Annotated in this window: 16 protein-coding genes; 4 read left to right on the top strand and 12 right to left on the bottom strand. The window is 62.1% G+C overall.

What is annotated here, in order from left to right; all coding sequences use genetic code 11:
* Window positions 1-51: 51 nt before the first annotated feature.
* The 5 genes from AB4Y32_RS26445 to AB4Y32_RS26425 form a co-directional block, all read right to left on the bottom strand.
* Window positions 52-525 carry a Phenylacetic acid catabolic protein gene (locus AB4Y32_RS26445; RefSeq protein ID WP_368724190.1) on the bottom strand — a complete coding sequence of 158 codons (474 nt, stop codon included), beginning with the start codon at window positions 523-525 and terminating at the stop codon, window positions 52-54.
* 483 nt (window positions 526-1,008) lie between these two features.
* Window positions 1,009-1,143 carry a hypothetical protein gene (locus tag AB4Y32_RS26440; RefSeq protein WP_368724189.1) on the bottom strand — a complete coding sequence of 45 codons (135 nt, stop codon included), beginning with the start codon at window positions 1,141-1,143 and terminating at the stop codon, window positions 1,009-1,011.
* 77 nt (window positions 1,144-1,220) lie between these two features.
* On the bottom strand, window positions 1,221-2,129 hold the full coding sequence (locus AB4Y32_RS26435; protein ID WP_368724188.1) for a methyltransferase domain-containing protein: 909 nt from the start codon (window positions 2,127-2,129) through the stop codon (window positions 1,221-1,223).
* Between the two features lie 21 nt (window positions 2,130-2,150).
* Window positions 2,151-3,320 carry a PLP-dependent aminotransferase family protein gene (locus AB4Y32_RS26430; RefSeq protein ID WP_368724187.1) on the bottom strand — a complete coding sequence of 390 codons (1,170 nt, stop codon included), beginning with the start codon at window positions 3,318-3,320 and terminating at the stop codon, window positions 2,151-2,153.
* A gap of 240 nt (window positions 3,321-3,560) precedes the next feature.
* Window positions 3,561-4,313 (bottom strand): helix-turn-helix transcriptional regulator, encoded by a 753-nt coding sequence (locus AB4Y32_RS26425; RefSeq protein WP_368724186.1) that lies wholly within the window; start codon window positions 4,311-4,313, stop codon window positions 3,561-3,563.
* A gap of 1,006 nt (window positions 4,314-5,319) precedes the next feature.
* On the opposite strand from AB4Y32_RS26425, the gene AB4Y32_RS26420 reads away from it, so the two are divergent.
* A complete protein-coding gene (locus tag AB4Y32_RS26420) occupies window positions 5,320-5,559 on the top strand; it encodes a hypothetical protein (RefSeq protein ID WP_368724266.1) in 240 nt (79 codons plus the stop codon).
* Window positions 5,560-5,632: 73 nt separating this feature from the next.
* Here the strand turns inward: AB4Y32_RS26420 and AB4Y32_RS26415 are convergent, their stop codons facing one another.
* Complete coding sequence (locus tag AB4Y32_RS26415) at window positions 5,633-5,758, bottom strand: hypothetical protein (protein WP_368724185.1); 126 nt, start codon at window positions 5,756-5,758, stop codon at window positions 5,633-5,635.
* Here AB4Y32_RS26415 and AB4Y32_RS26410 point away from each other — a divergent pair.
* On the top strand, window positions 5,757-6,242 hold the full coding sequence (locus AB4Y32_RS26410; protein WP_368724184.1) for a hypothetical protein: 486 nt from the start codon (window positions 5,757-5,759) through the stop codon (window positions 6,240-6,242). The two genes, AB4Y32_RS26415 and AB4Y32_RS26410, sit on opposite strands and share 2 nt — an antisense overlap.
* Before the next feature lie 72 nt (window positions 6,243-6,314).
* On the opposite strand, the gene AB4Y32_RS26405 is transcribed toward AB4Y32_RS26410, so the two are convergent.
* The 4 genes from AB4Y32_RS26405 to AB4Y32_RS26390 form a co-directional block, all read right to left on the bottom strand.
* Window positions 6,315-7,025, bottom strand: a complete 711-nt coding sequence (locus tag AB4Y32_RS26405; RefSeq protein WP_368724183.1) for a lysophospholipid acyltransferase family protein — start codon at window positions 7,023-7,025, stop codon at window positions 6,315-6,317.
* 198 nt (window positions 7,026-7,223) lie between these two features.
* A complete protein-coding gene (locus tag AB4Y32_RS26400; protein WP_368724182.1) occupies window positions 7,224-8,042 on the bottom strand; it encodes a hypothetical protein in 819 nt (272 codons plus the stop codon).
* A gap of 18 nt (window positions 8,043-8,060) precedes the next feature.
* Window positions 8,061-8,762 (bottom strand): SDR family NAD(P)-dependent oxidoreductase, encoded by a 702-nt coding sequence (locus AB4Y32_RS26395; protein WP_368724181.1) that lies wholly within the window; start codon window positions 8,760-8,762, stop codon window positions 8,061-8,063.
* The gene (locus AB4Y32_RS26390; protein WP_368724180.1) at window positions 8,759-9,748 is read right to left on the bottom strand and encodes a catalase family peroxidase; all 990 of its coding nucleotides are present in this window, start codon (window positions 9,746-9,748) and stop codon (window positions 8,759-8,761) included. Before AB4Y32_RS26390 ends, AB4Y32_RS26395 begins: the two co-directional genes overlap by 4 nt.
* Window positions 9,749-10,188: 440 nt before the next feature.
* On the opposite strand from AB4Y32_RS26390, the gene AB4Y32_RS26385 reads away from it, so the two are divergent.
* On the top strand, window positions 10,189-10,725 hold the full coding sequence (locus AB4Y32_RS26385; RefSeq protein ID WP_368724179.1) for a hypothetical protein: 537 nt from the start codon (window positions 10,189-10,191) through the stop codon (window positions 10,723-10,725).
* On the opposite strand, the gene AB4Y32_RS26380 is transcribed toward AB4Y32_RS26385, so the two are convergent.
* Window positions 10,680-11,687, bottom strand: a complete 1,008-nt coding sequence (locus AB4Y32_RS26380) for an AraC family transcriptional regulator (RefSeq protein WP_368724178.1) — start codon at window positions 11,685-11,687, stop codon at window positions 10,680-10,682. The two genes, AB4Y32_RS26385 and AB4Y32_RS26380, sit on opposite strands and share 46 nt — an antisense overlap.
* Before the next feature lie 266 nt (window positions 11,688-11,953).
* Here AB4Y32_RS26380 and AB4Y32_RS26375 point away from each other — a divergent pair, with 266 nt between their 5' ends.
* Window positions 11,954-12,556, top strand: a complete 603-nt coding sequence (locus AB4Y32_RS26375) for a phosphatase PAP2 family protein (protein WP_368724177.1) — start codon at window positions 11,954-11,956, stop codon at window positions 12,554-12,556.
* Window positions 12,557-12,612: 56 nt separating this feature from the next.
* Here the strand turns inward: AB4Y32_RS26375 and AB4Y32_RS26370 are convergent, their stop codons facing one another.
* A complete protein-coding gene (locus AB4Y32_RS26370) occupies window positions 12,613-13,977 on the bottom strand; it encodes an MFS transporter (RefSeq protein WP_368724176.1) in 1,365 nt (454 codons plus the stop codon).
* Window positions 13,978-14,007: the final 30 nt, after the last annotated feature.

Raw genomic sequence — 14,007 nt, 5'->3', positions numbered from 1 at the left:
TCCGCAATCAACGCTTTGCGGCGCGCGTGCATTTCCCTCTGCAGGCTCATGTTAGTGCACCTCGGCAGACGCCGCTGTCATCCCGGGCACCAAAAGGCCAAGTGCGGTGAGCTTAGGCAGCGTTTTGTGCACGAATGCCTTGCGCAGCTCGCCGTTGGTCGTCTTGCGCAGGCCCCGCTTGACGTACTGCTGCGAGCGGCGTGAATCGTCACGCCCGAAAAGCGCGAGCACGTGCGACCAGAGGCGATCGAGCGCTGCCTGAGCTTCGATGCGACCCTCCGGCGAACGGCAGGCATCGCGCACGATCCGAAAGCCATGTGCGACATGCACATGCTCATCCTTGATAATCTGCCGCACAAAGATCTCGCTGAAAGGGGCATAGCTGCAGGTTTCGAATTCGAGCAGATGCTCGAGCACGACAGCCTCTCCAAGAAACGAAAAAATGCCACGCTCCATCCAGTTGCGCACGCCGCGCACCAGTTCGTTCGCGTAGTACGGTCGCTCCAGGAAATGCTGTTCGAGCATGCTGCTCGTGTCGACGCCGACGTCGGCCGAGCGCGATCAGCCACGTCACCGTCTCCCGCTCGAACGCGATCAGGTCCACCAGCCCCGCGAGAGTCACCACGTCCGGTTGCTCCGCCAAGAAGCGCAATGCATCCCGGCAATAGGTGTGGACGTAGGGCCCATAGTCCTTCCACCCGTGACGGTCCAGGAAAACGTGACCGAGGGTTTGGATGTTGGCCCCTTGTCCAAGCAGTGCGCGAAGCGTCAACGGTGCGCCCGTCTCGAGCGCGTTCAGAAAGGAATTGACGAGCCGGAAACGATAGTTCGTCACGAACCATTCCGCGCGATCGCCTTGCCGTGCGTATGCCCACGCAGCTTCACACTTGTCCTTGGCGAAACCGAAACGGTCCAAATTGGGTGCGTGTTCGTCCGGCGCGAAAAGCGCGTGCTGAAGTTCGGACTCGCGCATGATTCGTCGCCACACATGCCACACGACTTGCGGATTCATCGCGCAGCCCCCAGTTCAGCGGCCTGTACACGCTCGCCCCGCCCGGCCTCCGGCCGGTAGCGGTTCCAGAGCGCGCGCGCCCGTTCAAGATCGGCGACGATCATGTCGCCGTCGTCCTGACCGCCGAGCACGCGCGTGTCCGGATGGTGCGCCTGCCCCTGATATTCGAGGATGACCGCGTGAAAAGTCTGAACGGAGCCAGTCGACCTTACTTGATGCAGAAAAGGCCTTCGAAACAAACGTGCTTGAAGACTGTCATGACGTCGGTGAAGCCCGCGCGCCGCAGCATGTCAATGTTGCCCTGGCTCGAGAACGGCTCGAGCACACCCTTCAGGCTCTTCGACTTCGCGATGATCTCGTCGCACGCATAGCCCTGCTCAAGCTTGTAGTCGATGTAAAGACCGCTCGCGATATCCTGGAAACGCGCGTCGGGCGCCCGCACCTTCTCAAACAGCAGGAGCGCACCGCCCCAATTCAACGATTGGTAGATGCGATTGATCAATTCCTGCCGCACACGCGGCGCAATGAACTGCACGGTGTAGTAGGCGATAATCAGATCGCTCGGCTCGTACTCGAACGACAGCGCGTCGCCGATAACGTAATGAACGTTGTCCGGCTTTGGCGACATCTGCGCCAGGTAGCACTTCGCCTGATCGACCATGTTGGCTTCGACATCGATCCCCACCCAGCGCACCGAACCTGCATGGCGCTGCGCGAGCTGGCGCGTGAGCGCGCCCGTCGACCAACCGATTTCATAGCACACCGAATCGTGTTTGACGAAAAAATCGCTCAACCCCAGCACAATGCGATGACCGTCCGCATAGCGCGGCACGGATTTCGATACATGCGCTTCGAAATGACGGGCCGTGTCCCCGCCGAAGCTCCATGATGCATTACCGGTCACTATGCCGTCACCGGCGATGAGCGGCTTCTCGACAGCGGGGGTTTGCAAAGCCTCTTCCATGGTGGCCTCGTTTCGAAATTGTCGTGACTTAAACTGATTCATATTAATCGGCAACTCAAGGCGCAACCTAGTCAAAAGCTGCCACGCCGGGAGATTGCTGAAGCGATTTTGGGCAGCGAATATGCGTTCCCCGCGCGCAAGACCACTCTGCACATCCCGGCGCCCAGACCACGCTCAGAGCAGACCGCCGAGCGCAGCCGCAAGCTGAGCCACGCCCTCCTCGATGCGCGGCGGCGGCACAGTGACGAACGAGAGGCGCAGCGTATGGGTATCGGCCACCCCGGCATAGAACGGCGAGCCAGGCACAAACGCGACGCGCGGCCCGCTCACCGGCGCCAGCGTCGTTTCGAGCAGGCGCGTGGCATCGACGGAATCGGGAACGCGAGCCCACAGGAACATGCCGCCCTCGGGCACGTTCCAGGTCATGCGCGACGCGCAGTGCGACGCGAGCGAAGTCAGCATCGCATCACGCTGCGCCGCATAGAGCCCGCAGATCCGCTTGACGTGTGCATCGAGAAAGCCCGTGCGGAGCGCCTCATAGACCATGCGCTGGGTGAAGCCGGAAGTGTGCAGATCGGACGCCTGCTTCGTCTGCACCAGCTTCTTCATCAACGGCTCCGGCGCGATCGCATAGCCGACGCGCAGTCCGGGCGCGACGATCTTCGAAAACGACCCGAGATAGACGACGCCATCCGGATTCATCGACAACAGCGTCGGCAACGGTTCGCCCGTGTAAGCCAGTTCGCCGTAGGGGTCGTCTTCGATCACTACGACGTCGGCCGCCCGCATGGCCGCGATGAACTGGTGACGCCGCGCTAGCGGCAGACGTCGGCCGGTCGGGTTCTGGAAATTCGGCATCGTATAGACGAAGTTGGCGCCGCGAATCGCCGCCTCGGTCAGCGCCTCGGGAACGATGCCCGCGTCGTCGCACTCAATCGGCACCACGACCGGCTCGAACAGCGAGAAGGCTTGCAGCGCGCCGAGATAGGTCGGGTTCTCGACGAGAATGCGGCTACCAGGATCGACAAGCACTTTCGCGAGCAGGTCGAGCGCCTGCTGCGAGCCGGTGGTGATCAACACCCGGTCAGGCGTCACACCATGCCGGTCGGCGATCCACTCGCGCAGCGGCGTATAGCCCTCGGTCGGCGCATATTGAAGCGCAGCATGTGGCGCCTTATCAAGGATTGCCGCACACGCCTCCTTCATCAAGCCGACTGGAAACGTTTGCGGCGAGGGAATACCGCCGGCAAACGAAATGACTGACGAGTCTTCGGTGACCTTCAAGATTTCGCGAATGGCTGACGAGGTCAGACGCTGCGCTCGCTGCGAAATATCGAAATGCATACACACGTCTCACGGTTGGGCCGACGCGCGCAAAGGCCGCGCCACCCGGCGGTTAGGCGTCAAGCCCGGAGCGGGCCTTTCGCAGTGGGGTTCTCCTAGCCTAAATGCCTCGTCGAGACGCGCCCTAGTCAAAAATTGTGGGGTTAGCGCTTTTTTGCCCCCTTCAGGCGGTTATGCGGAACAGCAGAAGTTCCCGGAAGCGGCGCTGACGGACGAAACGCGCGGAGCCGGCGCGACGCATCAGGCGACTGAGACGAAGGCTGAGCCCTTGATGACATAGCGGGCGCGATAGGCTGTTGGCGTAAAGCCATGAGCGCGCCGGAACTGCTTTGAAAACTGCACGGGGTCCCCAAAGCCACTCGCGAACGCCGCGTCCTGAATCGACATGTCGTCGCGCCTCAGGCACGCGCAAGCGTGCTCGAGGCGCCGCTTCAACAGATACTGGTACGGCGACATGCCCGTGGCCTGCTTAAAGCAGCGGCAGAAGTAGTACTCGCTGAGCCCCATCTGGCTCGCCAGATCGGCGAGACTGATCGGCAATGTGATATTCGCGTCGATGAACTGGTCGAGACGACCGAGCTTCACTGAGTTGATCGACGGCAGCTTGCTGTTCGTCTTGCCCGACCCGCGGTAGCGCGTGACGATGTGCGCGGCCAACGTCCGTGCGAACGTTTCCGCGAACAGCTTGCCATGCGGATTGCCGTTCGCTAGCTCGGCGTCGATCAGTTCCGCAGCCTCAAGCACGAAGCGGTCCTCTTCGACCGCGAAGCGCGGCGTAAGGTCCACGCGGCTGAGCCCCATCTCCGAAGCCACCGTGTCAACGAACGACGGCTCGAATGTCATCAGATGCAGGCGCCCAAGCGGGGTGGCGTATTGCACGCGATGCGAACAGCCGCTGGGAATATAGGCAGTGCTCCCCCGCCGCTGAATTTCCGACTGCCGCACGCCGTCCAGCACCCGATGTGCCTTCGAAATCGGGTTGAGCTTCACCATCAGATAATGCTCATGGATTACATGCCCTACTGTCTCGAACAGGTCATCCTGCCCGTGTTCGAAATACAGGGACTGCCACCCGAATGATGCGCTCGTTCTCACCGCCGCAGAACGCAGAACAGCTAGTCTGCTCGAATCATCGCGGAAATTGAGGATTGGGATCGGCTTGCTCATGAAAATTTGTCATCCTTAAAGTTGCCCTCGAATCGTCGGAAGCTTCGGCGACATAATCCGAACTGGCACTCGTAAGCACTATAAGCATACTCAACGTAACTCCGGCCCCCCGGCAAAATAGGAAGTGTGGTTGGATAGTCCGTCTGGCGGTAGTCGAGCGAGACAGGCTCATTCAAAGGAAACATCGACATGTTCGTTACAGCCCGTATGCACATAACAGCCATAATTGCTTCCCTTCCAACCAGCTGAATCACATTAATAGCCCATAATTTTTACGAGATATACCTATCAGCCAAAGAGGTTGTAAAAAGATATCCGTGTGGTACGGATGATTCTCCGATCCAGCAGGGCGCGACGGAAAAGGCCCTTCGACGCGAGAGCTTCGGACTGGATGCTTCAAAGACGGCAAGCGCTACGAAGCCGAGCGAGTGCAACCCGGCTCCGAGACTTTGAGGAAATGTTCGATAAGGCCATAACCTTACGGACGGGATTCGGAGTGTAGGGTTTAGGAGGTGGAGTGACGAATATAATGCGCACCCGTGCGAATTGACTGTTTTATTTCTTTCGCACTAGAAGTAAAAGTGTCACTGCAGCATAAGCTATGCGCCGCCATTTCGGGACTCACACGGTGACACTCTCATTGCCGCCTAAGCCCACGCCCTTCGATTTCCCTCTAACTGCTTGTTACGAAACTCGCATACATGTTGCACCTTCGGCGTGGGCCGCCGCGTACACTGCGCTGACGCCATCGGCGCGAATCGACTCGCGAATGCCATTGAATTCAGCCGTACTGGCGCAACATCAGATCGAACAACTGAAACGGGGTATCAGAATGACAGGATTCGGTAAGGCCACGCTTGCCGCCGCAACGCTTCTTTTCGCCGTCAGCGGAACGGCGCACGCGGCGGGCTGCATCAAGGGGGCCGTGGTCGGCGGCGTCGCGGGACACTACGCGGGGCATCACGCCGTCATCGGCGCGGTTGGCGGCTGCGTTGTCGGGCATCACGTCGCGAAGAAACATGCCGAAGAACAGGCGGCGCAGCGTCAGGCAGCACACGCCCAATACCAGTAGTTTTCGACGAAGCCCGCGTGCGGTGATCTGCACGACACTCGCGATTTAATTCTGTCTTAATTGTCGCGGCTCATTATCCGTTCGCTGGCTTGTCATTGATTTCCCCTGTACGTGCCGCCAGTGCATCGGCGGCATCTTTTTCCGCGCGTTTCACAAGCCATTCGCGCGCCGGAAACGAAGAGAAGAGGTACACCACCATGTCGCACAAATCGCGAAGCCGCAAACAGACCCGTCCCGCCATGTCGCCGCTGCTGCGCGCGCTGACGTTCAGCCGCGCCGCGCACGAGCCCATCACGCGCGCCATGCTGCTGCAGGCGTACGCGAGTCTCGACGCGTTCCGCCGAGGTCAAGGCTCGCGCGAGCTGTACACGACGCTCGGGCGGCAACTCCTCGTCGCCGAAGAACTCGGCCGCATTGGTCGTCTTTCTGAAGCGCTCGACGATATCGCCGAAGCGCAGATCGCGATGACGGACATCGACGCGATCGAGAAAACGCACGGCAAGTGGATCATCGAAGGCGACAACTACGCGTGGCTGACCATCGCGCTCAGCATCTTCGAGCGGCAACTCGCTGCCGCGTCGCTGGAAGACATCGCGAAAGCCGAAGCGCGGATGATCGAAGGCCTGATGCGCGTCGAGCAGCAAATCGCGCACGGCACCCTCGCTGCCGCCGTAACGGCATGAGTGGATAGCGCGCGTCACGCGGCGCGCGATCAGCGACCTAGCCTTCGCGCGGCGTGATGCGAAAGGCCCGCGCTAGAGCTTCTTCAACTCCGACTGCATCCAGTCGTGAACGTCGTGAATCAGTTCCTGCGGCGATCGCTCGGCAGGCGATAGCGTAGGACCGACGACGACACGGATGTGCCCCGCACCCGTCGGCCAGCCTTTCGCGGGCCACACCTTGCCCGCGTTGTGCACCACGGGCACGATCATCGCGCCCGTTGCACAGGCGAGGCGCACGCCGCCCGATGTCAGCCTGACGGGCGCATCATGCGGCACGCGCGTGCCCTCCGGAAAGATCACGACGATATCGCCTTTCGCCAGACGCTCCGCCGCTTCACGCGTGACGGCGACATGCGCCTGCCGAGGCGAGCCGCGGTCGAGACTCACCATGTCGAGTCCCTTCAGCACCCAGCCGAAGAAGGGAATGCGCAAAAGATCCTGCTTGAACACGAAGCTGATCCGGCGCGGAAAGAGCGCGAGAAACGCGAGCGTCTCCCATGTCGACTCGTGCCGGCAGAGGATGATCGACGGTTCTTTCGGCAGATGCTCCAGGCCTTCTATCGAGCAGCCGATGCCCGGCAACATGCGCATCGCCCGCACGAGCGCGCGGCACCATAACGCCGCGAGCGCGTAACGGCCCGAGCGGCCGACAAACGGGTAAAGCAACAACATCACCGTGGACCAGATCGTTCCGCTGCCCAGCAGACAGGCGATGAACAGCCATTTGTTGATCACAGCGCGCATGTTATGTGGCATCGACGGATAGGGAGGGAAGGCGCAAGCCAAACCCAGATACTACCGGCGATGAGCTATCCGCACGCGTCAATGCTGCAACGCGCGGGCAATCGACGTCGGGCTTTCCGCCTTGTTGCCCTTTGATCCGCTCCCGCACCAAGACGGCATGGGACGAAGAAAACGCCGGCCAGAGCCGGCGTTCAGTCTTTAGTTATCGAGGCCGAGGTCGCCGGGCAGCGCCGGAAGGCCGGATGTTCGGCAAAGGTTCGCGCCGCGCGGCGCTGGTACATTGCAGGCGCCACAACGCTTTGCCTCTTTCGACTTGTCGTGATGCGCAAACTTCCCCCGTGCGCGAGCAGAGCATCTCCGGCAAATGCACGCTGCAATGTGGACAAGCCAACGTTCAGACGAAACCTGCCGCGCGTATCGACGTTCAAATCGCGCGTCGTGTGAATCGTCCTCCTCTTCATCGACGCATCCGTTTGCGCATGCCCCCTCGCGCGAACGTGATGCTTCGGTAGCGGCGAAGTCTGGGTCCGGAACTTCCAGATTGTGAGCGGCGCGCAGCGCCCTTACTCTCCAGTCACACATTACCGGCACCCATCGCCCGTGAAAGGAGACACCCATGCTTTCCGCGTTGGTCGAAACAATCGGCGCGCTCGGCATTCTGGCGAGCGTCGCGGCGAAGATCGTCGAGTTGCGCAAGCAGTACAAGCGTTGCGCAAAAGTGTGCAGCGATATAAAAGCCCCTCCGCAGAGGGGTCGATGAACCGCGTGAGAGCCGTGCCTTTCGTTACGGCTCGAAGCATCATCAATTTCCTCACGATGCGACTTGAGGGGATCGCTGCGAGCGAGCGTTGCCGTCAGGCCTGCTTGAACCAGCGTGATCGAGGTCGGGTCTGCCGTCAGATAGCCGATCGCCGCACGGAAGCGATCCTCGTAGTTCGCGCGCACGTGCGGATCGAGCGTGGACTGCACTTTCGCATGCAGGCTGCTCCAATCGCCCGCATGCTCGAAATTGCTCATGATGTAGGCTGACTGGGTTCAAACACGTCCGGCAACAGGAACCAGTGCCCCCGTGATGCACTGCGCCTCTTTCGACAGCAGGAACGCGATCACTGCTGCGATCTGCTCCGGCGTCACCCATCGCGTGAAATCGGCGTCGGGCATGTCGGCGCGGTTCTGCGGCGTATCGATGATGCTCGGCAAGATCGCATTGACGGTCGCGCCCTTGTCCTTGAGTTCTTCCGCAAGCGCTTCCGTCAAACGCATCACGGCGGCCTTCGACGCCGCGTAAGCGCCCATCCCCATCCCCGCCTTCAACGCGGCCATCGCGCCGACATTGACGATGCGTCCGCCCGCCGCTGCAGTCAGATGCGCAAGCGCCGCCTTCGATGCGTTCAGCGTCGTCTTCACGTTCACGTCGAACATTCGCTGCCAGTTCTGCGCGCTGCCATCGGCGACCGACTCCCAACTGAAGCCGCCCGCTACGTTGACGAGCGCGTTCAAACCGCCGAGCCGGCCTGCGATCGAATCGATCGCTTGCTGGGCCGCGTCCGGTTCCGCGAGATCGACATCGCTCGCGATGCAGGCCTGCGCGAGCGGCGCGGGCAGGTTCGCGGGCGCCGCCCCGCGTCCGACGAGCGCGACTTTCGCGCCGCGCTGCGCCAGCAATTGCGCCGTGGCGAGACCCAGGCTGCCGAAAGCGCCCGTCACGGCGACGATGGTTCCGTCGAGGCTGTTCATGAAGTACGCGCTCCCAAATCTTTGTCCGCATCATGCCGCTTCGAAAACGAAATGCCGTACGCGCTGCTGCGCGCCGCGAAGATTTCGTCGGGCGGAAAGCCGATGCCCTCCGCGAGATGCGAAGGATCGAAAACGGTGTTGTCACACGGCTCGCTAGCGTCAATCGACGTGATCTCGATCGTGCCCAGCCGCACGGCCTCGCGATTGGCCTCGTCGGGCCAGCGCTGCGTCACATCCATCGTCGGATCGCCGGGTCGGTCGAGCAGCGCAAGCACATGAAAGCGCGCTGTGCCGGCCGCGATCCGTTGTTCGAGATCGGCGCGCAGGAAATCGGCGCTTCTGTCCTTCGCTTCGTCGTCGGAAATCGTGACCTCGCCTTCGGCGGGCACGACCTTGAACTTGATGAAGCGCGTCTGTCCCGCTGCGTTGGTCGCCGGAAAAGCATGGACGCCCCAATACGTCGTGCCCGCGAAGCTCTCCGGCAGCGGCCTCGCGACCACATGGTTCGCCTGATTCAGCGTTTCAGGATTGGCTGCGGAAAGCGCCTTTACTTTTTCGGCATCGGGCTTGCCGTCCGGACCCGGAATGCGCGCCTTCAGGAACGCCAGCATCCGGTCGAGGTTCTTCGCCAAATGAACGGGCGCGCTTTCCGTGAGAATGTCGGTGAATGGACCATCGTTTTCGAGCCTGAAACTGAAGCCTCTCAAGACCAGCTTGTTCGTATCCGCGACAACGGGATTGCCGCCGCCAACCGAAAAACGCGCAAGCACGCGCGCCGGCTTGTTGAAGCTCGCCGGCTTCGTGACCTGCGATACGTCTTCCGACGGCGTATAGCGGCCTCGCACGCCGATCCCTTTGGCAAAGCTTGCGCGCACGCCTTTCGGATTGCCGGCGACGGCCTTCAGCGCGTCGACGATGGCTGCCGGCGTCGACGCGCCAGGCTGTGTTTGCTGCGAACCGACGGTATTACCGCCTTGAGCATTCATAAGACCACTCCTTTTTTTGTCGATGCAGACGCCGCGTCCACAGACCAGTTTTAGAGCAATCGAAACGAAAGCGCACGTTAGGAATGACTAAAGGTGATTGCGTGATCGCTTTGCGACGCGAGCGGCGCGGCTTGCGTGCTGTCTTGCCGTGCGCCGCTCACGATATGAGTCCGCGCGATGCGCTCACGAAAACAGGACGATAGGACAAAGAGGCGCGACGCAAGGGCAATGGCCATTTGCACATACTGCCTCATAGTCACACACAAGACGGCATCGAGCACCATGAATCACCTATTGCAGCAAACGCGTTCCTGAACGTCGGGCAGCAAGGTCTTCTGAAATCAGGGTGTCCTGCCTTTTCCGTCGCCGAGACCGGATGCGATGCGTCGCTCGCCATCGGCCACGAAAACCGCGACCCTTGAGAAAGAGGAGATCCTGTCATGCTCGATCTGCCAGAGCGACGCCGACGCTGCATCGGCGAAGACCCATACGAGCAACTTCTGCTGCAACTGCAAAGCGATGCGCTGATGCAAGGCGGCCTCGCGCTCTTGCCGCCCGTGTTATTGCTCGCGCTGCTGCATGCGCATTCGCACGTCGGCTGGGATGTCTGCTATGCGGCGCTGCGCCAGTTGAATAACGATCATGGCAGACATATGCGGGAACTCGGCACCGCGCTGTCGCTGTTGAAGTCACTGCGCGGCAGCCGGATACTCGATCCGCTCGCATGGCACGCGGCGATGCGCCGGTTGGTGCACGGCATCGGAGGCCGTTTGCATGCATCGCCTTCGATGCGGATGCGAGCGATGCGGCGCGCCGTCGTCGTCCGCGCCACGCTCATCGGTTCGTGCGCTTTCACGTTGCACAAGCCTTCGCACGCCGCGCCGCCGCCGACCCCAATGCGCGCTGTGAGAACGCCGATCGATTGGCAACGCTACTGGCTTTCGGCGATGACCTCGGCGCGGTCCACATGGCTGTGACGCTTTCGCCACGCGGCGGGCGGCATGCCGAACTCGCGCCTGAACGCGCGATGAAACGCCGATTCCGATTCGTACCCGACCTGCTCGGCGATTGCCGCAATCGCCTTGCTGCTGTACGCCAGTTCCTGCGTCGCGACGATCAGGCGCCAACGCGCGAGGTATTGCATCGGCGGCTGCCCGAGCAGTTCGCTGAAACGATGTGAAAACGCGGAGCGCGACAGACCGACTCTTCGCGCGAGCTCGTCGACGGTCCAGTCGTATGACGGTTGCGCGTGCAGCATCGACAGCGCGCGTCCGACGAAACGGTCCTTGACGCCCGCTAGCCAGTTCTTGCGCTCGGCGGGCAAGTCGTCGATGCAGCGTCGCACGGCCCACACGAACAACAGCTCCGACAACCGGGAGAGAACGATCGCGCTGCCCGCGCGCGATTGCGCGGCCTCGGAGGCGGCAAAGCGCAGCGATGCTTCGAGCCATGCCGATTGTTGATCGTTGCGCACGTCGACCTTGAAGAGGCGCGGCAAAGAGCCGAGCACGGGATTGCTCAGCGCGTCGTCGCACGCGAGGAAGCCGCACAGGAGGCGCGTCGGCGCGCCGCCGCCGCCATGCGAGACATTCAGCAGTTCGCCTGGCGCGGTACCGAGCTGCGATTCGAGCAGCGGTCCCGCCGGCACGGGCGCGAGATCGAGCGCGCTTCCCATGATGTGCGCCTCGCCTTGCGGCACGACGAGCAGTTCGCCCGCGCTCACGCAGATGGCGGGATCGACGCGGTCGGGAAGATGCGCCCAACAGGTGCCTTCCGTGATCAGATGAAACGAGACCACGCGATCCGCTCTTGGCAGAAAGGCTGCGCACAAGGTCTGATCGGGGTGGCCGAACAGACACCACGGCGCCGTCAGTTCAGCGTGCAGATAGACTGCGCCGGACAGACGCACGACGCGCAACACGTCGGAGACCGCATCCATGAAGCACCGCCATTCGATTTCGGCATGTAGCTAAAAAGACGGCGATGATGCCGTCTTTTGCAAGTCCATCGAAAGAATACTCCGTTCGCCCGGTAAAGGTGACGCGAGGAGCCATGAATGCTGTGCGCGGTTGGGAAGCGCATCGGAGCGCCATTCGCGCGCCTAAGCGTGACATAAGTTTCGGCCGGTACGATTGGGCGGGTCTTTTGCTTTCCTTTCTTCTGCCTTCCTTGTCAGGCAGCTCAATTCATCGACACGATTGCAGCATGAATACACTCGAAGCGTTCAATCAGGCGCTCTTTCTGATGATCAACGCGGCGGCCTCGACGCCGCGCTGGCAAGTCGACGTCGCGACTGCGATCGCCGACTACGTTATCTATCTCGTTCCGCTGACGCTCGGCGTGCTTTGGCTGTGCGGCGGACAGCATCAGCGCGCGGCGGCCGTGCGCGCATGCTGCGTCGCGCTGCTTGCGCTCGGGTGCAATCAGATCATCGGGCTGTACTGGATGCATCCACGGCCCTTCATGATCGGGCTCGGCCACACGTTCATCGAGCATGCTCCCGATTCGTCGTTTCCCAGCGATCACGGCACGGTGTTCGCCAGCGTCGCGCTGACCCTGCTGCTGGCTCGCGTTCGATGGTACGGCGCGCTGATGCTCGTGGCCGGGCTGGCCGTTGCGTGGGCGCGCGTGTTCATCGGCGTGCATTTTCCGTTCGATATGGTGGGCGCAGTCGTGATTGCATGTGCAGCGTTCGTCGTTGTGACGCCGCTTTGGTCGTCAGCCGGTGATGCGCTGATGGGCGTGCTGATCGCGCTCTATCGCAAGCTGCTCGCGTGGCCGATTGGGCGTGGGTGGATTTCGCAGTGAGCGTGGCGTAAGTCTGGGCGCGCACCGAAAAACTGCGTGCGCCAAGACGATTTCCATCAGCCCGTCTGCTCCGGCGCAAGCGCATCCAGCGTCTCGCCGCGCACATCCCGCGCCGCCCACGCACCCAGCACGAAGATCGACACGGCAGCGACGACAGCGGGTATGGCGATCAGCATGAACATCGCCGGCAGCGGCAGCCCTGCCGCCAGCATCGCGCCGCCCGCCATCGAACCGACGACCGATCCGCTACGTCCGATCCCGTTCGCCCAGCTGACGCCCGTCGCGCGGCAGTCGGTCGGATAGAACACGGCGGACAACGCATTCGCGCCGACCTGCGAACCCGACACGCAAAAGCCCGCAGCGAACACGGCCAGCGACGCGAGCCATGGCGATGCGGCGAGACTGCCGATGGCCGCCGTGAAGAGACCCGCCAGCGCATACCCGAGCGCCAGCACGTAATGCGGATTGAAGCGGTCCATCAGCCAGCCGAGCACGATCGCGCCGACCGAGCCGCCGACCTGGAACATCGCCGTCACGAGCGCCGCCGTATGCAGCGAAACGCCCGTCGTGCGCAGAAGCGTCGGGAGCCAACTCGACAGCAGATAGATCACGAGCAAGCTCATGAAGAACGTCAGCCAAAGCAGCAGCGTGCCGCGCAGCAGATCCGCGCGAAACAGATGGCTGACGGGCGAGCCCGCTGGCTTGCCATGCGGCGCGACGAACGTCGCTTGCGAAAAATCTTCATGCGGCGCGATGCGCGCAAGCAACCGCGTCACCTGCTCCGCGCGCTTGCCTGCATTGACGAGATAGCGCACGGATTCGGGCAGCCGCCATGCAAGCAAGGGCACGAGCAGAAGCGGCGCGACACCGCCCGTCAGCAGCACCGAGCGCCAGCCGAAATGCTCGATCAGTTCCGCCGCGACGATGCCGCCCAGCGCCGAGCCGATCGTGAAGCCGCAGAACATCGTCGTGACGAGAAACGAGCGGCGCCGCGACGTGCAATACTCGGAGGTCAGAGTGATCGCATTCGGCATCGCGCCGCCGAGACCGAGGCCCGTGATAAAGCGCCATGCGATCAGCTCATGCAGTCCGCCTGACCACGCCGACGCCGCGCTCGCAGCGCCGAAGCACAGCACGCACGCAAGCAACAGACGCTTGCGCCCCACGCGATCGCCGAACGGGCCGAACACGAGCGCGCCCGCCATCAAGCCCGCGAGCCCCGCGCCGAACACGGGCGCAAGCTGCGCCGGCGACAGCTGCCATTGCGCGCGAATGACGGGCGCAATGAAGCCGATCGATGCGGTGTCGAATCCATCGATCGCGACGATCAGAAAACACGACACGACGATCGTCAGTTGAAACGGCGAAACCGGATTGCGGTCGATTACGTCCGTGACGTTGACTGGCTGCGCGTTCATCATCACCTGTCTCCTTCAGTCAGGCGGGCATCC

The sequence above is a fragment of the Paraburkholderia phymatum genome (genome assembly GCF_040965635.1).
GTDB lineage: Bacteria > Pseudomonadota > Gammaproteobacteria > Burkholderiales > Burkholderiaceae > Paraburkholderia > Paraburkholderia phymatum_B.
The sequence above is the reverse complement of the archived record's forward strand: the minus strand, read 5'-3'. Positions and strand labels throughout refer to the sequence as shown.

Coding starts and splice junctions, on each gene's coding strand:
- AB4Y32_RS26445 (WP_368724190.1), bottom strand. CDS start 525: ATGCTCGAACAGCATTTCCTGGAGCGACCGTACTACGCGAACGAACTG.
- AB4Y32_RS26430 (WP_368724187.1), bottom strand. CDS start 3,320: ATGCATTTCGATATTTCGCAGCGAGCGCAGCGTCTGACCTCGTCAGCC.
- AB4Y32_RS26425 (WP_368724186.1), bottom strand. CDS start 4,313: ATGGTGAAGCTCAACCCGATTTCGAAGGCACATCGGGTGCTGGACGGC.
- AB4Y32_RS26420 (WP_368724266.1), top strand. CDS start 5,320: ATGACAGGATTCGGTAAGGCCACGCTTGCCGCCGCAACGCTTCTTTTC.
- AB4Y32_RS26410 (WP_368724184.1), top strand. CDS start 5,757: ATGTCGCACAAATCGCGAAGCCGCAAACAGACCCGTCCCGCCATGTCG.
- AB4Y32_RS26415 (WP_368724185.1), bottom strand. CDS start 5,758: ATGGTGGTGTACCTCTTCTCTTCGTTTCCGGCGCGCGAATGGCTTGTG.
- AB4Y32_RS26405 (WP_368724183.1), bottom strand. CDS start 7,025: ATGCGCGCTGTGATCAACAAATGGCTGTTCATCGCCTGTCTGCTGGGC.
- AB4Y32_RS26400 (WP_368724182.1), bottom strand. CDS start 8,042: ATGAGCAATTTCGAGCATGCGGGCGATTGGAGCAGCCTGCATGCGAAA.
- AB4Y32_RS26395 (WP_368724181.1), bottom strand. CDS start 8,762: ATGAACAGCCTCGACGGAACCATCGTCGCCGTGACGGGCGCTTTCGGC.
- AB4Y32_RS26390 (WP_368724180.1), bottom strand. CDS start 9,748: ATGAATGCTCAAGGCGGTAATACCGTCGGTTCGCAGCAAACACAGCCT.
- AB4Y32_RS26385 (WP_368724179.1), top strand. CDS start 10,189: ATGCTCGATCTGCCAGAGCGACGCCGACGCTGCATCGGCGAAGACCCA.
- AB4Y32_RS26380 (WP_368724178.1), bottom strand. CDS start 11,687: ATGGATGCGGTCTCCGACGTGTTGCGCGTCGTGCGTCTGTCCGGCGCA.
- AB4Y32_RS26375 (WP_368724177.1), top strand. CDS start 11,954: ATGAATACACTCGAAGCGTTCAATCAGGCGCTCTTTCTGATGATCAAC.
- AB4Y32_RS26370 (WP_368724176.1), bottom strand. CDS start 13,977: ATGATGAACGCGCAGCCAGTCAACGTCACGGACGTAATCGACCGCAAT.